The following is an 18935-nucleotide window of genomic DNA, read 5'->3' as shown; positions in this document are numbered from 1 at the left end:
AAACCAAACGCAGGCACTGCTCGACCTCTGTTTTGTCTACAGGAAGAACAAGACGCATCCGTCGCATCCGGGACAGCTGCCAACACCGATTTGCATGCCAAAACCGCAAGCGAAGCGTCCACATCGACTGCAAAACCAGCTCGACTGTGGAAAACCGCCTGCATATCCACAGGACTGGATGTGCAGAAAGCCCGTTTTTCTGGCTTCCCGTTTTTTTGTCCAACATCGGTTCAGCATCGATACAATGCTTTTCCAGCCGATCCGTGATCGCGTAAACCGTTGACGCTGTAGATAAATTCCTCCTTATCCACAGACTGAAGCGCGTTTACTATCACTACCAATTTTTATATACATCTTTATCTATAAAACAAAAAAGACCGGGAACAGCGTGGACAAGGCGCCTGTTCTTGCCGATCTACCAACAAAAACGGGCTGAAACATGCGATTAGGGATCATCAGCGCATTGCACGAAGAACAGCAGGGGCTCATAGAAGCCATGGAAGGGCCCTACAAGCTCATGCATGGCATGCGTGAGTACGCTGTCGGACGACTGTGGGAAATCGACGCTGTGTGCGTTTTATCGCGTATAGGCAAGGTTGCCGCGGCACTGACGACCGCAACGCTTGTGGAGAAGTTCGGTGTTACCCACATCCTCTTTACGGGTGTGGCTGGTGCTGGCGACGCTTCGATCCGCGTCGGCGACATCGTCGTGGCCGAATCGCTCGTCCAGCACGACATGGATGCGAGCCCTTTGTTTCCACGCTACGAAGTGCCGTTGACGGGTTTGACGCACTTCCTGTCCGACCACCACATGGCGCTCCAGCTGGCGAATGCGGCGCATCGTTTCCTGGAAGACGACTTCGCCCTCGCCGTCGATCCCGGAGAAAGGGCCGTATTCGCGCTCAGCGGGCCGCGGCTGCATCGTGGACTCATCGCCAGCGCCGACCAGTTCGTGAGCGACAGGGACCATCTGAACGCGTTGAATGGGGCATTGCCGGGTTTACTGGCCGTGGAGATGGAAGGCGCCGCGGTGGCGCAAGCCTGTTTCGAGCTCGGCATCCCGTTCGGCGTCGCCCGGACGATTTCCGACAACGCCAATGAACACGCGGCCACCGATTTCATGCGTTTCGTGAAATCGGTGGCCGCGCGTTATGCTTTTCATATCGTCAGGCAGTTCTGCCTGGGCTGGCAGCAAGCGGACGCCGGTCAGGCCAGCAAGGTATCGGCCGGCACGTAGTCGTAGCCAAGGTCTTTCGCGACGGCGGCGTACGTCACCTTGCCTTCGCAAACATTCAAACCGTTCTTGAGATGGACGTCGTCGCGCAGCGCCTGCCGCCAACCCTTGTTCGCCAGCGCCACGGCGTGTCCTATCGTCGCGTTGTTCAGCGCGAACGTCGACGTGCGCGCCACCGCGCCCGGCATGTTCGCCACGCAGTAGTGAATGACGCCGTCGACGACGAACGTCGGATCCGCGTGCGTCGTCGGATGCGACGTCTCGAAGCAACCGCCCTGGTCGATCGCCACGTCGACGACGACGGCCCCCTTTTTCATCCGCGCCACCATGGCGCGCGTCACCAGCTTCGGCGCCGCGGCACCGGGCACGAGCACGCCGCCGATGACGAGGTCGGCCGACAGCACCGCTTCCTCGATCGCGTGCGCGTTCGAATACAGGGTCGTGATTCGGTTACCGTAGATGAGATCGAGCTGGCGCAGCCGGTCGACGTTTTTATCGAGCACGGTGACGCGCGCGCCGATGCCGACGGCCATCTGCAACGCATTCGTGCCGACGACGCCGGCGCCGATGATGACGATGTGCCCAGCCGCCACGCCGGGCACGCCGCCCAGCAGGATGCCGGCGCCGCCCTTCGATTTTTCCAGGTGAGCGGCACCGGCCTGGATCGACATCCGCCCCGCCACCTCGCTCATCGGCGCGAGCAGCGGCAGGCCGCCGCCCGGGCCGGTGATGGTTTCGTAGGCAACGCAGACGGCGCCGGATTTCACGAGGGCCGCCGTCTGCTCCGGATCCGGCGCCAGGTGCAGATACGTGTACAGGATCTGTCCCGGACGCAGCATTGCGCATTCCTGCGGCTGCGGTTCCTTGACCTTCACGATCATCTCCGCCTGCGCAAAGATCTCTTGCGCGGACGGGACGATCGTCGCGCCCGCGGCCGTGTACTGCTCGTCCGTCAGCCCGATGCCGGCACCCGCGCCGGCTTGCACGATCACACGATGGCCGCGTGCGGCCAGTTCGTGCACGCTGGGGGGCGTAAGACCCACCCGGAATTCGTTGTTTTTGATTTCTTTTGGTACGCCTACTAACATGTCTGCCTCCAAGGTAAACTCCAAAAACAAAACGCCGCGGCGCAGGTCTTTGTAAAACCTACTCCGCGGCGTTCGCTGCCATGTGGACCTGGCTTACAGGCCCAACGTCATCAGGCTTGCGTTACCGCCAGCCGCGGTCGTGTTGACACATAAAGCGCGCTCCGCCACCAGTCTCCACAGGGCGATCGGTTCGCCCGCACGGGTATCGACGATGCCGACGATGGCACCCGGACGGGCCGCCAGCTTCGCCGGCAAATTTCCTTTCAGATTCTGCTCGACGAGGGCCATGGCGAAATCGCTGCCGTCCAGATCCTGCTCGGTAATAAAACCCATGCGTTCCTTGACGGCGGCCGGGAACGACGCGTTCGGCGCCATCAGCACGAGCGCGCGGTTGCCCGTCGCGAATGCGGCCGCCAGCTGGTTCAGCAAGCTGGCCATGCCGGTCGGCGCGCACAGGACGGTGCCGCGCGGGACGAAATCGAGTTCGTTGCGCTCGCCGGTCGGACCGGGCAGGTCGATACGCTCGCCGTCCAGCGTCGTTTCCATATAGTGTTCCGCCAGCGGCACAATGTCGCCGTGGCCGTTGGCGCGGGCCCAGGCGAGCAGGCCATCTAGGGCGTTATTGCTGCGACGTGCATGGCGCAGCAGCGGCGCCGCATCCTTTTGCAGGCGTTTTAGATACAGCGGACCGCCGGCCTTGGGACCGGTGCCGGATTTCCCTTCTCCGCCGAACGGCTGCACACCGACGACGGCGCCAACGATGTTGCGGTTCACGTAGATGTTGCCGACGTGGGCGCGCGTCGTGATGAATTCGATGGTCTCGTCGATGCGCGAATGCACGCCCAGCGTGAGGCCGTAGCCGGTGGCGTTGATCGTGTCGACGACCTTGTCCAGGTCGGAACGGCGCCAGCGCACGATGTGCAGCACGGGGCCGAAGACTTCACGTTTCAGTTCGCTCATCGAGCCGATCTCGAGCACGGTCGGCGGCACGAAGGTGCCCTGCGCCAGTAAAGCATCCGGCAAGACCAGCGAGAAATGCTGCTTCGCCGTCGCCTTCATGCGCTCGATGTGGCCGAGCAGATTCTGCTGGGCTTCCTTGTCGATGACGGGACCGATGTCGGTCGCCAGGCGGTCCGGCACGCCCACGCGCAACTCCTGCATGGCGCCCTTGAGCATCTTGATCGTTTTGTCCGCGATATCTTCCTGCAGGAACAACACACGCAGCGCGGAGCAGCGCTGGCCGGCGCTGTCGAATGCCGAGCTCAGCACGTCCTGCACGACCTGCTCCGGCAGCGCGGACGAATCGACGATCAGCGCGTTCTGTCCGCCCGTCTCGGCGATCAGTGGAATATCGGCGCCTTCTCGCGCGGCGCGCTCGGCCAGCGTGCGGTTGATCAATTGCGCGACTTCCGTCGAGCCCGTAAAAATCACGGCTTTGATGCGCGCATCGGCCGTTAATGCCGCGCCGACGGTTTCGCCGCGGCCCGGCAGCAGCTGCAGCGCGCCTTTCGATACACCGGCTTCGTGGAACAATTGGACGGCGCGGTGGGCGATCAGTGGCGTCTGCTCTGCCGGTTTTGCCAGCACGACGTTGCCGGCGGCCAGCGCTGCGGCGACTTGGCCCGTAAAAATGGCCAGCGGGAAGTTCCATGGGCTGATGCACGTCACGGGACCCAGTGCGCGGGCTTCCGGTGCATGGCGGATCTCGGCCGCGTAATAGCGCAGGAAATCGACGGCTTCGCGTACTTCCGCGATCGCGTTCGGCAGAGATTTACCCGCTTCGCGCACGGCGAGCGCCATCAGCTCGCCGCGGTATTGCTCGAACAAGTCGCCGACGCGGGCGACGATGTCGGCGCGTGCGGCGTTGCCGATGCCTTCCCAGCCCGGTGCGGCGGCGGTTGCGGCCCGCAGTGCCGTGTCGACGTCGGCGGTGGTCGCTTCCGTGACTTGGCCGACGATGTCCGCCGACTGCGCGGGATTCACGATGTTCAGTGCGCCGGCGGCTGTCACGGGACCGTCGACGAGCGGCGCGACCAGGTAGTGGCGCGGCGTGCCGAGATCGGCGGCCAGGCCGGCCAACACGTGGTCGTTGGCCAGGTCGAGACCGGCGGAGTTTTTGCGGCCGTCCGGGAACAGGTTCAACGGCAACGGAATGCGCGGATGCGGCAGGCATTGCGCGGCGCGCGCAGCTTCGAACGGATCGGCCAACAAGGTGTCGATGGGCACGTTCTCGTCGACGATCTGGTTCACGAACGACGAATTGGCGCCGTTTTCCAGCAGGCGGCGCACGAGGTAGGCGAGCAGCGTCTCGTGCGAGCCGACCGGGGCGTAGATGCGGCACGGCTTGTTCAGGTTGTCCTTGCCGACGACCTGGTCGTACAAGGTTTCTCCCATGCCGTGCAGGCACTGGAATTCGTAATTGGACACATTCTCCGCCTTCGCCCACGTGTAGATCACGGACAGCGAGTGGGCATTGTGCGTGGCGAACTGCGGGTAGATGACGTCCGTCGCGGCCAGCAGCTTGCGCGCACACGTGAGATAGGACACGTCCGTGTAGATCTTGCGCGTGTAGACCGGATAGCCCGGCAGGCCATCGACCTGGGCGCGCTTGATTTCCGCATCCCAATACGCGCCCTTGACCAGGCGCACCATGAATTTGCGGCCGCTGCGGCGGGCGAGATCGACGACGAAGTCGATCACGAACGGGCAGCGTTTCTGGTAAGCCTGCACGACGAGGCCGATGCCCTCGAAGCCGGCCAGGGCCGGGTCGAACGCGAGCGCTTCCAGCATGTCGAGCGAGATTTCCAGGCGGTCCGCTTCCTCGGCGTCGATGTTGATGCCGATGTTGTACTGTTTCGCCAGCAGGATGAGGTTGCGCACGCGCGGCAGCAACTCTCCCATCACACGGGCGTACTGCGCGCGGCTGTAGCGCGGGTGCAGGGCCGACAGCTTGATCGAGATGCCCGGACCGTCCTTGATGCCGCGGCCGTTGGAGGCGTTGCCGATCGCGTGGATCGCCGCGACGTACGAGGCATAGTAATTGTCGGCGTCGGATTCCGTCAGCGCGGCTTCGCCCAGCATGTCGTAGGAATAGCGGTAGCCGCGGGTCTCGTTGTCCCGGCTGTTTTTCAAGGCTTCAGCGATGGTCTGGCCCGTGACGAACTGGTTGCCGAGCATGCGCATGGCGAGGTCGACGCCTTTGCGGATCAGCGGCTCGCCGCCCTTCGCGATCATGCGCGTCAGCGCCGAACCGAGACCCGTCTCGCTGCTGGACGACACGAGCTTGCCCGTGATGAGCAGACCCCAGGTGGCGGCGTTCACGAACAGCGACGGCGATTCGCCCAGGTGTTTTTTCCAGTCTCCCTTGCTGATCTTGTCGGCGATCAGGCGGTCGGCCGTTTCCGTGTCGGGAATGCGCAGCAGCGCTTCGGCCAGGCACATCAGTGCGACGCCTTCTTCCGACGACAGCGAGAATTCGTGCATCAGCGCATCGACGCCCGACGAGCGCGTGCGTTTTTCACGCACGGCCGACACGAGGCGGTGCGCCAGCAGGTAGGCGTCGCCGTTGGCGCTGGCGCCTTGGGCCAGCAGCCATTCCACGGCGGTGGTCTCGTCACGCCGGTAGGCGGCGGTGATCGCGGCACGCAGCGGCGTCTGTTCGCGGCGGGTTTCGGCCTGCAGGGCGTCGAAGGGGACGTAGGTGGAAGCCGGGAAGGCGGCAATGTTCATGGACGTTCTGGAAAAAATGGATGAGGACGAGCGCTGGCGCGGCACGACGCTGGGGTGCGGATCAATGATTTGATTGTAGAAGGAAATCTTCTGGATTAATTCTGTTTTTACAGAAGACTAGCAATAGATAGTTTTTGGTGAGAGAATTTCACCAAATAATATTTATAGTGGAGAGAGAAGAAGATGCTGGACAAGATCAGCAAGAAAATCCTGGCCGAACTGCAAAGCGACGGGCGTATCAGCAACGTCGAGCTGGCCGCTCGGGTCAACCTGTCGCCCGCCGCCTGCCTCGAGCGGGTGCGCAAGCTGCACGAGTCCGGTTACATCATGGGCTATACGGCCCAGTTGAACCCGCAGCTGCTGGACGTGTCGCTGCTGGTGTTCATCGAAGTGGTGCTGGACCGCACGACACCGGAAGTCTTCGACGCCTTCAAACAAAGCGTCCAGCTGATTCCGGAAGTGTTGGAATGCCATATGGTGGCCGGCGGCTTCGATTACCTCGTCAAGGCGCGCGTAAAAGATATGGCAGCTTACCGCGAATTCCTCGGCAAGACGTTACTGCAGAAAGGCGTGCGCGAGACGCACACGTATGCGGTGATGGAAGAGGTCAAGAACACGACCAAGCTGCCGATCAAATGAGCAATATGTTCCGTCATTCCCGCGCAGGCGGGAATGGTGCCTGCATTATCCCTGCATGCTGAGCGTCCTGATCAGCTCAGTATAGGTCCCCGCTTTCGCGGGGACGGCGGTGTCAGGCAATCTTTTCCATCTTTTCCGATGCTTCCGACTTCTGCGGCAGCATCTTTTGCGCCGTGGCGGACAGGCTTTCCAGGTTCTTGCGCAGCCAGCGGTGCGCCGGGCTGCGGCCGTCGCGCTCGTGCCAGAGCATGTCCAGGTGGACGGCCGGCAGTTGGAACGGCAACTCCCTCCAGATGAGCTGCTCGGCGGCACCCGTCGAGGCGATCAGGTGCTTCGGCAACACCGTCACGAGGTCGGAGTTCGCGACGACCCGGCCCGCCGTGAAGAACTGGTTCACGGTCAACAGGATGCGCCGTTCGCGGCCGATCTGGGCCAGCGCTTCGTCGACGAGGCCGTGGGCGCGGCCGGAGAAACTCACGAGCAGGTGGTTCGCCTTGCAATAATCGTCCAGGTCGAGCTTCGATTGGGCCAGCGGGTGGTTCTTGCGCATCACGACCACGTATTCTCCCGAATACAGGCGCTCGTGGCGGATCGGCGAGCCGGTTTCGTACGACAGCTGGGCCGCGACGCCGGGGAAGAAGCCGACGGCCAGGTCGATGTCGCCGCGCAGCAGCATGGGGCGCGGTTCGCGCGTGGTCAGCGGCACCATGCGGATATTCACGCCCGGTGCCTCTTTTTCGATCGATCGCACGAGCGACGGCAGCCACAGCGCGGCGGTGGCGTCGGCCATCGCCATGCGGAACGTCGCCTGGGCTTTGGACACATCAAACGTTTCCGGCATCACGGCCGCTTCCAGCGCGGCCAGGGCCTGGCGCACGGCGGGCCACAGCGCTTCCGCGCGCGGCGTCGGCTTGACGCCGTAGGCGGTACGGATCAGCAATTCGTCGCCCAGGCTTTCGCGCAGCCGTTTGATGGCGTTCGAGACGGCCGGCTGGGTCATCGCGAGGTGACCGGCGGCGCGGGTGAGGTTTTGCTCGGTCATGACGGCGTCGAAGACGCGGAGCAGGTTCAGATCAAGCGTGAGGAAGCTCATGGGACTCCGTTCAGGACTAGCAGAAATGGTTGATCGGTACGGCAAGTGTACCCGATTTCCATTCACGATCAATATAATAGCTATTACTAAGTGTAATTAGATTTATATGTTGCGTTGCACTATAGTGACATGGAACGAATAGATCAGATCGCCACTCCGAGACTTGCCATGTCCTTCTCAGCTACCCTTTTCCAGACGCCGGTGATGGCCTTGCCCTTCACCCACCTGCTGCTCGTCATGGTCCAGCTGACCCTGCTGGGCGGCGTCGTGATGTTCTTCCGTCCCCTTCTGATCGGCATCGCCCGTGCGCTGGTGCTGGTGGTGCGCCCTCGTCCCACGAAGGATGAGCTGGCCGCACGCCGCAAGCTGCGCGCGCAAGTCGACGTCGGCGTAGTGGGATCCCACTGATCCATACGATCCAGTCTACATAGCTTCATTCCCGACAGCGGCGCCCGGATAACCGGGCGCCGCTTTTTTTTCGCCCTATATCGTAAGCCAGACTCACCCGTCGCGGGTAACTCGGGGTCGCTCGGGTTGTCAGGTCGTTTTTCGCCGGTTTGATTTAACAATCAGTCGATACCGGATATGCCAACTAAAAAATCGATGCTTGATAAATGGATGAGTTATCGGTATGTTGGAAGAGGATCGAATGATGTTGATCGCATATGGCGGATATCACGCGACTCCTGTGCGAATCCCGTTTTCGCTTCGCGCTGGCCGATAAGGTGGAAAAGATGATTGAATATGGATGATTCTTAGTCTGATATGCCTATGAGATATCCGAAGTTCATGATTGGTTACGATGCATGGATGAGTTGTCGTAAGAATCGAATCCATCGAACGGGCGGGCCGCCAGAGGCGTCGACGCCGCAGCTGAGCTCCCCCTCCATCCAAAAATCCGGCGGGCACGCAGTCAAAAAATGGAGGACGAAAAAAAACGCGGCCGCCGGTTGCCCGGGGCCGCGTTTCGGGAACAAAACGAGGATTACTTGGCTTCGCCCAGCAGCGCCGGCTTGAGCGAGCGGTCGACCGGCTTATCGCCCAGCCAGATGCGCAGGATGGCGTTGTAGAAATTGATGTCGGGGATAGGGCCGCCCAGCTTCTGGCCGTTCAGTTCGGCTTGGGTGCCGGTGCCCGGGATCCAGTCCAGGTGCAGCACGTCGCCCTTCTTCAGACCGTCGACGGAGGCGAACAATTCTCCCATCTTGCTGATCTGGGACACGATGCGCTGTTTTTCGGCCTTGTCGATGTTCTCGTTCAAGCCATCCATGAAGGCCTTGCCGAAGTCTTCCGACGAAATGTCGCGCGCCATTTGCAGGGTCACGCGGCGCGGGCCCTCTTCCTTGAGGATCTCGGCCGTGTTGTTCTTCTTTTCCGGCAGGTACAGGCCGGCCGCATAGACCTTGACGACGAACTTGGTGCGCATGCCGGCGCCGTTCAATTTCAAATCCTTGCCGGCGACCTTGGTCGTGTCCTCGAACTTGTAACCGCTGATGTCGACGGCGGCGGCGGCCGGCAGGCTGGCGGCCACGGTCAGGATGGCGCCGGCGAGCAGGCCTTTGATGGCGAATCGGGTAGTAGTCATGTTGTCTCCTTGATGGGAAGAACTGTCGTTGTGAAAATCGTCGGCCGCGGTTCAGGCCGCGGCCAGGGCTTGCTTGGATCGTGCCAGGCGCGGCGCCGCCGGCGCATCCGTGCCGGCATGTTGCAGCTTGAACACGCTGACGGCGCGCGCCAGGCGCTGCGCCTGTTCCTGCATCGAGGCCGCCGCCGCGGCGGCCTGCTCGACGAGGGCGGCATTCTGCTGCGTCGTCTCGTCCATCTCGACGATGGTCTGGCTGACCCGGGCGATGCCCGCGCTCTGTTCGAGGCTGGCAGCCGAAATTTCTCCCATGATGTCGGTGACGCGGCGCACGCTTTCGACGACCTCTTCCATTGTCACGCCGGCCTGTTCGACGAGGGTGCTGCCCTCCTTGACCTTGTCCACGGAATCGCCGATCAGCAGCTTGATTTCCTTGGCGGCCGCGGCCGAACGCTGCGCCAGGCCGCGCACTTCGGACGCCACGACGGCGAACCCGCGTCCCTGCTCGCCCGCACGCGCGGCCTCGACCGCCGCATTCAGCGCGAGGATATTCGTCTGGAAGGCGATGCCGTCGATCACGCCGATGATGTCGACGATTTTTTTCGACGAGGCCGTAATGGAGCCCATCGTTTCGATCACGTGCGACACGACGGACCCGCCGCGCGCCGCCACCTCGGACGCCTGGGCCGCCAGCGAGTTGGCCTGGCGCGCGTTGTCCGCGTTCTGCTGCACGGTGCCGGTCAGCGCGCGCATCGAGCTCGACGTCTGGGCCAGAGACATTGCCTGCGATTCCGTGCGCGTCGACAGGTCTTGGTTGCCGCTGGCAATTTGTCCGGACGCGCAGGACATCGAGTCGGTACTCGCGCGCACTTCGCCGACGATGCGGATCAGGCTGGCGTTCATGTGGCGCAGCGCTTCCATCATCTGGCCCGCTTCGTCGCGGCTGTCGACGGCGATGTCGCTCGTCAGGTCGCCGTCGGCGACGCGGCGCGCGATTTCCACCACCTGCCCCAGCGGACGGGTGATGCTGCGCGTGGCCAGCCAGGCGACGCCCAGCGACAGCGCGGCCGCGACCGTCGTCAGCGCCAGGATCAGCATTTGCGTGCGCTGCGTGACGGCGGCCGTGTTATCGCCTGCCTGATGCATCGCGGTGTTCTGCCAAGCGACGAATTTGTCCAGTTGTTCGAAATAGCGCGTCTGCTGGGGACGCAGCGAGAACATGAACTTCATCATCGCCTCGTCCTTCTTGTCCTCGTTGACGAGTTTGATGAAGGTGGTTTGCGCGGGCAGGAATTTGTTCTGGATGGCGGCCAGCGCTTTCAGGATGTCGGCGGCCTCGGCATCGCCCGTGCTCTTCGCCAGTTCGGCGACCTCGGCGGTGGCGCTGGCGCTGCGCGCTTCCGTGTTCGCCAGTTCTTTTTTGATCTGGTCCGGATCGGTCATGATGAGGACGTTGAGCATGCTGCGCGTCGCTTCGCTCACGTCTTCCTTGATACGGTTCGCTGCCACCGTGTTGGCGTAGCGCACTTTTACTAAGGTATTCATTTCCTTGTTCAGGCTGGCAATCCTGACATAAGAAAGCCCTGCCAGCAGAACCAGCAAGGCAATCACGACACCGAATCCGATGGCCAGACGCTGGCCGATACTCATATTTCTAATCATTATTGTGAGTCTCTCGTCCAAAAAAAGAATGAGCGTGCTAATTTTGCAAGATAAATATAGCACCGATGTGTTGGCAAAATTAGAGACTCAAAACTATTTCATTGCTGCAAGTGCACAATCCCGGGCCCGGGTATGCCAAGCCCATGAATGACAGCGAGGATTTGCTGCGCACCAAAGCGGGGCATCGGAGTGTTGTGTTTTGGAACAGTCAATCCTGATACGTCGTCAGGATTTGCGCCCGCCCGCCCGGCCATACGCTTCGTCGCGGGTGCGCTCGATCGCCGTCAGCACGGCCTTGGGATCCGCCGGCTTGGCCAGTTCGGCCGCCTCGTCATCGTGCTTTTCGCGTACGCCGGGCATATCGCGCCGCAGTTCCTCCAGCAACTGGATGATCTTGCTGGTCTTTTCCTCGGTCAGCAGGTTCACTTGCAGGTCGAGGTGGGCGTGGTGGTCGGCCAGCTTGGACATACGGTTCTGGCGGATCAGCACGGTGGTCGAGATGACGAAGGCGTTCAGGCCGATGATGCCCTGCAGCCAGAAGAACGGCGGTTCGTCGATCTGCTTCCAGCCCAGGTCCTGCGCGAACAGATTGGCCGCGATCCAGACCACGATGAACAACACGTTCGCGGCGACATAGCCGGGGCTGCCGAGGAAGAGCGCGACCTTTTCCATGATGCGCTGCGTTGCCGACGCGCGTTGTTCGTGCCGCGCATAAAACTCGGCGACGGTGTCGATGTTTTCGCTGACCGAGGAGGGCAAGGGATCGTCGCTCATGAAACCAGCATAGCATGGGCGATCGAATGGCCGCAGACGCAAAAGAAAAGCCGGCGCAAGGCCGGCTTTCTGATCAGGCCGCTTTGGCCTTGTCCGCGGTCAGGCGTTCGTATTTCGCCTGGAGTTCTTCGCGCGTCTCCCGCCATTCGGGATTGAACGGGATGCACGCGACGGGGCACACCTGCTGGCACTGCGGCTCATCGAAATGGCCGACGCATTCCGTGCATTTGCGCGGATCGATCTCGTAGAACTCCGCGCCCATCGAAATGGCTTCGTTCGGGCACTCGGGCTCGCATACGTCGCAATTGATGCAGTCGTCGGTAATCAGTAATGCCATGACAAACTTTAACCTTACGCTTTCGGCGCGGCCGCCATGTCGGCGATTTTCTTTTGCAGCCAGCGGTCGACCGAGGGAAACACGAATTTGGATACGTCGCCGCCCAGCATCGCGATCTCGCGCACGATGGTGCCGGAGATAAACTGGTACTGGTCGGACGGCGTCAGGAACAGGGTTTCGACGTCGGGCAGCAGATAGCGGTTCATGCCCGCCATCTGGAACTCGTATTCGAAGTCGGATACGGCACGCAGGCCGCGTACGATCACCCGTGCATCGTGCTGGCGCACGAAATCCTTCAACAGGCCGGAAAAACTTTCGACCTTCACGTTCGGATAATGGCCCAGTACTTCGTTGGCGATTTCCAGGCGCTCGGCGAGCGAGAAGAAGGGACGCTTGTTCTTGCTGTCGGCGACCCCGACCACCAGGGTGTCGAACAGACCCGATGCGCGACGCACCAAATCCTCGTGGCCGCGGGTGAGCGGATCGAAAGTTCCTGGATAAACGGCTACAACCATTGCGGCTCCCTGGAGAATGCACCTGAATAGACGCGCATTATGCCTGAAATTTCGGCAGCCGCCCCGGGTTGGGGCACCATTTGCTTATTCTTTAAGCAGTTTTATAGGTAAAAGCGGTGTTTTAATGCAACTTCAGCAGGTGGAAGTGCACCATGCCGGCCTTGTCGGCACGCACCAGCTGCCAGGGTTGCAGCCATTCGGGCACGTCACCGGCGGCATCGATCGCTTCCGGGAACGGCAGGCGCTCGCCCGACTCCGCGTACACGAGGCCGCCTTCATTCAGCAGTTGCGCGCACAGCGGCAGGGCCTGGACCAGGAAATCCTGTTGATAAGGCGGGTCGAGAAAGATCACGTCGAAGCGCTGGCCGCGCTGAATAAAATCGCGCGCGACGGCCAGGGCGTCGGCGCGCAGCACGCGCACGTTATCCGCCTTGAGCTTGTCCTTGATCAGTTCGAGCTGACGCACGACGGCGCCGACGGTGTCGATCATCGTGACGGAGCGCGCGCCGCGGCTGGCTGCCTCGAAGCCGAGGGCGCCGCTGCCGGCGAACAGGTCGAGGCAGTCGGCGCGGTCCCAGTCGCCCGTCATCTGGTGGTTGATCCAGTTGAAGACTGTTTCACGGACGCGGTCGGGCGTGGGACGCAGGCCCAGCGCATCAAGGACGGGAAGCGGGGTGCGTTTCCAAGTGCCGCCGATGATGCGGACTTGTTGTGGCGGGCCGGGACGGCGGGCATAGGTGGGAGCGGACTTCTTTTTTTGCATGGGCCGGAATATAGCACGTAGGGTGGGCACTCCGTGCCCACCATGGCATCGCCGTAACGCGTGCATTGGGCGGGCGGACGGCCACCCACCCTACGGCTTATTTCCCGGCCGCCAGCGCGTTGAAATCGTTGATCCAACCTTGCATGCGTTTCTGCGCATGGGCTTTCTGATCCGGCGTCGTGAGGCGGATCGCCGTCAGGATGAATTTCGACGTGTTGTCGATATAGGCGTCGAAGAAGGCCTTGCGGTCGGGCGCGTCCATGCGGTCGAAGAATTCGCGCAACAGGTCGTGCACCGCCGACATCGTCTGTTCCTTGTTCAGCTTATCCTTATGAATACGCTGCAGCAGCGCGATGATCTTTTTCTGGCGCATGACGCGTTCCTGCAGCCAGATCTCGTTGTCGAGCGGGCGCGCGTCCGATGCTTTGCGCAATGCGGCTTCCTGGTCGCGGCTGAAACTGCCGAACCATAAGTCGAGCTGTTCCATCGCCTTTTTAAAACGGGCTTTATGTTGGTCCTCGACGCTGCCGCTCATGAATTTCTTGCGGAAGTCTTCGTTATTCTTGGCGAATTTCTTTTCCATTTGCGCGATCTGCTCCGGCTTGATCGACATCGCCAGGTCGGCCAATTCCGGCAGCGCCTTAAAGGCCAGCAATTCCGTTCTCGCCTTGATGTCGCGGTAGTCGGCCAGCAATTCATCCTGCGTCACATTGCCGTCGCCGAGCTGGCGCTGCATTTTACTCAGCAGGCCGGCGTAATCGCGCAGCTGCGTCGTGCGGTGCCACTGGAACAGGTTGTCGATGTCCTTTTTGACCCAGTCGGATTGATCGCTGTCGAGGTCGAGATAAGCGTTCAGCCACCAGTACAGTAAGGTGTCGCCGTGGTTGTAGGTGAAGCGGATCGTGCTGCACGCACTCAGCAGCGCCATGAAGGCAATCACGAACAACAGACGTGCTCGCTGGAACGCGGTAGGTAGCGTGTTAAACTTTTTCATCTTTATTAACTCGTTTGAGAACGGCTTATGAACGTAGTCATCCTCGCCGCCGGCATGGGAAAGCGTATGCAATCCGCACTGCCGAAAGTCTTGCATCCATTGGCCGGCAAGCCGCTATTGCAGCATGTTATCAATACGGCACGCAGCTTGAACCCGAGTAAATTATGCGTGATTTACGGGCACGGCGGCGCAGCGGTGCCGAGTGCGGTTCAAGCCTGGTCGGCGGAAAGTGGCGTGGTGATCGATACCGCCTTGCAGGAACCGCAGCTGGGCACCGGTCACGCCGTGATGCAGGCCCTGCCGCAAATCGACGAAAATGCGCCGACGCTCGTCCTGTACGGCGACGTGCCGCTGACGACGGCCGCCTCGCTGCGCCGCCTGGTCGAGGCTGCCGGTAACGATAAGCTGGCCATTCTGACCGTCGAGCAGGCGAATCCGTTCGGCCTGGGCCGCATCGTCCGCGAGAACGGCAACATCGTGCGCATCGTGGAAGAAAAGGATGCGAACGAGTTTGAACGTGCCATCAAGGAAATCAACAGCGGCATCATGGTCATCCCGACCCGCTTCCTGACCGGCTGGCTCGGCGCGCTGAAGAACAATAACGCCCAGGGCGAGTACTACCTGACCGATATCGTGGCCCAGGCCGTGGCGGCCGGCGTGCCCGTCGTGTCGGCCCAGCCGTCGGCCGAATGGGAAGTGGCGGGCGTGAACAGCAAGGTGCAGCTGGCCGAGCTCGAGCGTCGTCACCAGCTGAACATCGCCACCGCCCTGCTCGAAAAGGGCGTGACGTTGTTGGATCCGGCCCGCATCGACGTGCGCGGCGAACTTATTTGCGGACGCGACGTCACCATCGACGTCGGCTGCGTGTTCGAAGGCCGCGTGGAACTGGGCGACGGCGTGACGATCGGCGCCAACAATGTGCTCGTGAACGCGACCGTCGCGGCGGGCGCCCAAATTAAACCGTTCTGCCACCTGGAAGGCGCGTCTGTCGGCGAAAAATCCATCATCGGCCCATACGCGCGCCTGCGCCCGGGCACGGAACTGGGCGAGGACGTTCACGTGGGCAACTTCGTCGAGATCAAGAACAGCAAGGTCGCTGCGCACAGCAAGGCAAACCACTTGGCGTATGTGGGCGATGCCGACGTCGGCTCGCGCGTCAACATTGGCGCCGGCACGATCACGTGCAATTACGATGGCGCCAATAAATTCCGCACCGTCATCGAAGACGAGGCGTTCATCGGCAGCGACAGCCAGCTGGTGGCCCCGGTCACGGTCGGCAAGGGCGCGACGATCGGCGCCGGCACCACGCTGACCAAGGATGCGCCGGCCGGCAAGCTGACGATCTCGCGTCCGAAACAGCTGACGGTCGAGAATTGGAAGCGGCCGGTCAAGGTCAAGAAGTAAACCTGTCCACCGGGTACACACAGGCAGTCCACGGCAAATTCACAGCTTGGTCCACTGCCTGTGCACAGGGATGTCAACTGCCCTTCCACAACATCATCCACAGAGTCATCCACAGGCCTGCCGCGTTTTCCGGCAGGCCCGATCGTTTCAGAAACCCGATGAAATGCACAGGTGACGGGAGATCATGCCAATCGCGCGTCGATGCGCAGGGGGTAAGCGCACAGAGTTATCCACAGGTTGTCAGATCGCGATACGCGTTTCGAACTTGCTGCGGAACGTAGAGAAATACGCTTTCACGTTGCGCACATTGCTGTGCGTGGTGAACAGGCGGTGCGCCAGAGCGTGGTAGGCGGGCATGTCGGCCACTTGCACGACGAGTACGAAGTCCGGTCCGGGCGACACGCGATAGCACTGCAGCACGGCGGCCTCGTCGGCCACCACGCGCTCGAATTCTTCCATGCGGTCCGCGGCCTGGACGTCCAGCGTGATCTCGACGATGGCGGACAGGCGGGAGCCGACCTTGTCCGGCGCGACGATCGCGACTTGCCGCTCGATAACACCGTTCTCCGTGAGCTGTTTGACGCGGCGCAAGCAAGTCGGCGGCGAGACGTGTACCAATTCCGCCAACTCTGCATTCGTCTGCGATGCGTCAACCTGCAGGATATTCAGGATGCGACGATCCACATCGTCCAGTATCGGGGTGTCGGGCGACATATCGATAAAATATTTAGAGAAAAATGAAAGTATATTTCATGCTGAAGGTGGCATGAAATAATCTACCAAAAGATGGCGCACTTAGAAAGCTTATTTCGTTGCCTCTGCTCTACAGTGCATGCATCACCAATTTCGGAGGTTTTCCATGTGTGGCATCGTCGGAGCAGTCGCCCAGCGCAATATCACCCCAGTTCTCATCGAAGGTCTGAAGCGTCTTGAATACCGCGGCTACGATTCCTGTGGCGTGGCGCTGCACGTGGATGGCCGTCTGGCGCGTTCGCGCAGCACGTCGCGCGTGGCCGATCTGGAGTCCCAGATCCAGGAAACCCATCTGCAAGGCTTTACGGGCATCGCCCACACCCGCTGGGCGACGCACGGCGCACCGGCCACCAAGAACGCCCACCCGCACTTCTCGCCGAACAGCGACGATGCGCGCATCGCCCTCGTCCACAACGGCATCATCGAGAACCACGACGAGCTGCGCGCCGAACTGACCGGCCTGGGCTACGTGTTCCAGAGCCAGACCGATACCGAGGTCATCGCCCACCTGATCGACCACATGTACAACGGCGACCTGTTCGACACCGTGCAGCAGGCCGTCAAACGCCTGCACGGCGCGTATGCGATCGCCGTGTTCTGCCGCGAAGAACCGCACCGCGTCGTGGCCGCGCGCCAGGGCTCGCCGCTGATCGTCGGCCTGGGCAAAGGAGAGAATTTCGTCGCCTCCGACGCGATGGCGCTGGCCGGCACCACCGACCAGATCATTTATCTGGAAGAAGGCGACGTCGTCGACCTGCAACTGGCCCGCTACTGGATCGTCGATGCCGAGGGCCGTCCGGCCGAGCGCGAGGTCAAGACCGTGCACGCGCACACGGGCGCCGCCGAGCTCGGTCCGTACCGCCACTACATGCAGAAAGAAATCTTCGAACAGCCGCGCGTCGTGGGCGACACGCTGGAAGGCGTGACGGGCATCATGCCGGAACTGTTCGGCGACCAGGCCTTCCGCGTGTTCAAGGAAATCGACCGCGTGCTGATCCTGGCCTGCGGCACCAGCTATTATGCGGGCCTCACGGCCAAGTACTGGATCGAGTCGGTGGCCAAGCTGCCGGTGAACGTCGAGATCGCCAGCGAATACCGCTACCGCGACAGCGTCCCGCACCCGGGCACCCTCGTCGTGACGATCTCGCAGTCGGGCGAGACGGCCGACACGCTGGCCGCGCTGAAACATGCGCGCAGCCTGGGCATGACGAACACGCTGACCATCTGCAACGTCTCGACCAGCGCCATGGTGCGCGAGTGCAAGCTGGCCTACATCACCCGCGCCGGCGTCGAAGTGGGCGTCGCCTCGACGAAGGCCTTCACCACGCAACTGGCCGCGCTGTTCCTGCTGACCCTGACGCTGGCCCAGGTCAACGGTCGCCTGAGCGACGAGCAGGAAGCGAACTACCTGAAACAGATGCGCCACCTGCCGGTCGCGCTGTCGTCCGTGCTGGCGCTGGAGCCGCAGGTGATCGCCTGGGCCGAGGAATTCGCCCGCAAGGAAAACGCCCTGTTCCTGGGCCGCGGCCTGCACTACCCGATCGCCCTGGAAGGCGCGTTGAAACTGAAGGAAATCTCGTACATCCACGCCGAAGCCTACCCGGCCGGCGAACTGAAGCACGGCCCGCTGGCGCTGGTGACGGAAGAAATGCCGGTGGTGACGATCGCCCCGAACGACGCCCTGCTGGAAAAACTGAAGTCGAACATGCAGGAAGTCCGCGCCCGCGGCGGCCAGCTGTACGTGTTCGCCGACGTCGACACCCAGATCACGTCGGGCGAGGGCGTGCATGTGATCCGCCTGCCGGAACACTACGGCCTGCTGTCGCCGATCCTGCACGTGGCGGCGCTGCAGCTGCTGGCGTATCACACGGCGCTGGCGCGCGGCACCGACGTCGACAAGCCGCGTAACCTGGCGAAGTCGGTGACGGTCGAATAAGCCGTATGGAACATCGGGATGCCCGTTGTAGACAGACAATAAAGTCGGACACAAAACAATAAAGTCGGACACAAAACAATAAAGTTTGACACTAGTGAATGCAGAGCCGCCAACGTTCATACGAGCGTAGGCGGCTCTTTTTATGTCACCGTAGCCAAGAATTCCTCAAGCGCTTGCATTGTTGCAACCTCCCATTTTTCGTGGTCCATCCAGCGTCAGAATAATCGTTCAGTTAATGTCGATTCCATCTATTAACGCGATTACACAAAAAAGTGACTGACTGAAGGTTTCGGTCCACGGTACTGCTGAGGTACACTGCCCCCGGACGAACTTCCGCTTTCGGCCTATTGTGTTGAAAAAATCGAAAGGCAACAATTTGGGGTGGTCACAAACGTCCAACCACTTCGAGATCGTAGAATAGGGGCGGTTCTG

16 protein-coding genes are annotated in these 18935 nt (G+C 61.5%); 5 read left to right on the top strand and 11 right to left on the bottom strand.

Annotation, left to right across the window (positions count from 1 at the left end):
* The first annotated feature begins 439 nt into the window (after positions 1-439).
* A complete protein-coding gene (locus BVG12_RS20100) occupies positions 440-1237 on the top strand; it encodes a 5'-methylthioadenosine/adenosylhomocysteine nucleosidase (protein WP_075793949.1) in 798 nt (265 codons plus the stop codon).
* On the opposite strand, the gene ald is transcribed toward BVG12_RS20100, so the two are convergent.
* Positions 1207-2322, bottom strand: a complete 1116-nt coding sequence (ald, locus tag BVG12_RS20095; RefSeq protein ID WP_075793948.1) for an alanine dehydrogenase — start codon at positions 2320-2322, stop codon at positions 1207-1209. The two genes, BVG12_RS20100 and ald, sit on opposite strands and share 31 nt — an antisense overlap.
* Positions 2323-2415: 93 nt before the next feature.
* On the bottom strand, positions 2416-6051 hold the full coding sequence (gene putA, locus BVG12_RS20090) for a trifunctional transcriptional regulator/proline dehydrogenase/L-glutamate gamma-semialdehyde dehydrogenase (RefSeq protein ID WP_075793947.1): 3636 nt from the start codon (positions 6049-6051) through the stop codon (positions 2416-2418).
* A 183-nt stretch (positions 6052-6234) separates the two neighbouring features.
* Between putA and BVG12_RS20085 the strand changes: the two genes are divergently transcribed.
* On the top strand, positions 6235-6690 hold the full coding sequence (locus BVG12_RS20085) for an Lrp/AsnC ligand binding domain-containing protein (protein WP_036171419.1): 456 nt from the start codon (positions 6235-6237) through the stop codon (positions 6688-6690).
* Between the two features lie 112 nt (positions 6691-6802).
* Here the strand turns inward: BVG12_RS20085 and BVG12_RS20080 are convergent, their stop codons facing one another.
* A complete protein-coding gene (locus tag BVG12_RS20080; protein ID WP_075793946.1) occupies positions 6803-7783 on the bottom strand; it encodes a LysR family transcriptional regulator in 981 nt (326 codons plus the stop codon).
* 168 nt (positions 7784-7951) lie between these two features.
* On the opposite strand from BVG12_RS20080, the gene BVG12_RS20075 reads away from it, so the two are divergent.
* Positions 7952-8191 (top strand): hypothetical protein, encoded by a 240-nt coding sequence (locus BVG12_RS20075; RefSeq protein ID WP_156895687.1) that lies wholly within the window; start codon positions 7952-7954, stop codon positions 8189-8191.
* Between the two features lie 577 nt (positions 8192-8768).
* Here the strand turns inward: BVG12_RS20075 and BVG12_RS20070 are convergent.
* The 7 genes from BVG12_RS20070 to BVG12_RS20040 all read right to left on the bottom strand — a co-directional run bounded on the left by BVG12_RS20070 (position 8769) and on the right by BVG12_RS20040 (position 14410).
* Positions 8769-9368, bottom strand: coding sequence for a chalcone isomerase family protein (locus BVG12_RS20070; RefSeq protein WP_075793944.1), 600 nt, complete (start codon positions 9366-9368; stop codon positions 8769-8771).
* A 51-nt stretch (positions 9369-9419) separates the two neighbouring features.
* Positions 9420-11015 (bottom strand): methyl-accepting chemotaxis protein, encoded by a 1596-nt coding sequence (locus tag BVG12_RS35680; RefSeq protein ID WP_307189078.1) that lies wholly within the window; start codon positions 11013-11015, stop codon positions 9420-9422.
* A gap of 237 nt (positions 11016-11252) precedes the next feature.
* The gene (locus tag BVG12_RS20060; RefSeq protein WP_075793943.1) at positions 11253-11801 is read right to left on the bottom strand and encodes a DUF1003 domain-containing protein; all 549 of its coding nucleotides are present in this window, start codon (positions 11799-11801) and stop codon (positions 11253-11255) included.
* Positions 11802-11874: 73 nt separating this feature from the next.
* Entirely contained in the window at positions 11875-12138 is a 264-nt protein-coding gene (locus tag BVG12_RS20055) for a YfhL family 4Fe-4S dicluster ferredoxin (RefSeq protein ID WP_075793942.1), read from the bottom strand.
* Between the two features lie 14 nt (positions 12139-12152).
* Positions 12153-12653, bottom strand: coding sequence for a pantetheine-phosphate adenylyltransferase (gene coaD, locus BVG12_RS20050; RefSeq protein ID WP_036237176.1), 501 nt, complete (start codon positions 12651-12653; stop codon positions 12153-12155).
* Positions 12654-12774: 121 nt separating this feature from the next.
* Entirely contained in the window at positions 12775-13416 is a 642-nt protein-coding gene (gene rsmD / locus BVG12_RS20045; protein ID WP_075793941.1) for a 16S rRNA (guanine(966)-N(2))-methyltransferase RsmD, read from the bottom strand.
* A 97-nt stretch (positions 13417-13513) separates the two neighbouring features.
* The gene (locus BVG12_RS20040) at positions 13514-14410 is read right to left on the bottom strand and encodes a DUF6279 family lipoprotein (protein WP_075793940.1); all 897 of its coding nucleotides are present in this window, start codon (positions 14408-14410) and stop codon (positions 13514-13516) included.
* A 27-nt stretch (positions 14411-14437) separates the two neighbouring features.
* On the opposite strand from BVG12_RS20040, the gene glmU reads away from it, so the two are divergent.
* Positions 14438-15814 carry a bifunctional UDP-N-acetylglucosamine diphosphorylase/glucosamine-1-phosphate N-acetyltransferase GlmU gene (glmU, locus tag BVG12_RS20035; protein WP_075793939.1) on the top strand — a complete coding sequence of 459 codons (1377 nt, stop codon included), beginning with the start codon at positions 14438-14440 and terminating at the stop codon, positions 15812-15814.
* Positions 15815-16054: 240 nt separating this feature from the next.
* Here the strand turns inward: glmU and BVG12_RS20030 are convergent, their stop codons facing one another.
* Positions 16055-16528: an Lrp/AsnC family transcriptional regulator gene (locus BVG12_RS20030; RefSeq protein ID WP_075793938.1), complete on the bottom strand. Its 474-nt coding sequence runs from the start codon at positions 16526-16528 to the stop codon at positions 16055-16057.
* Between the two features lie 145 nt (positions 16529-16673).
* On the opposite strand from BVG12_RS20030, the gene glmS reads away from it, so the two are divergent.
* Positions 16674-18503 (top strand): glutamine--fructose-6-phosphate transaminase (isomerizing), encoded by a 1830-nt coding sequence (glmS, locus tag BVG12_RS20025; protein WP_075793937.1) that lies wholly within the window; start codon positions 16674-16676, stop codon positions 18501-18503.
* The last annotated feature ends 432 nt before the right edge of the window (positions 18504-18935 follow it).

This window comes from Massilia putida (genome assembly GCF_001941825.1).
In the GTDB taxonomy this organism is placed as follows: domain Bacteria; phylum Pseudomonadota; class Gammaproteobacteria; order Burkholderiales; family Burkholderiaceae_D; genus Telluria; species Telluria putida.
The sequence above is the reverse complement of the archived record's forward strand: the minus strand, read 5'-3'. Positions and strand labels throughout refer to the sequence as shown.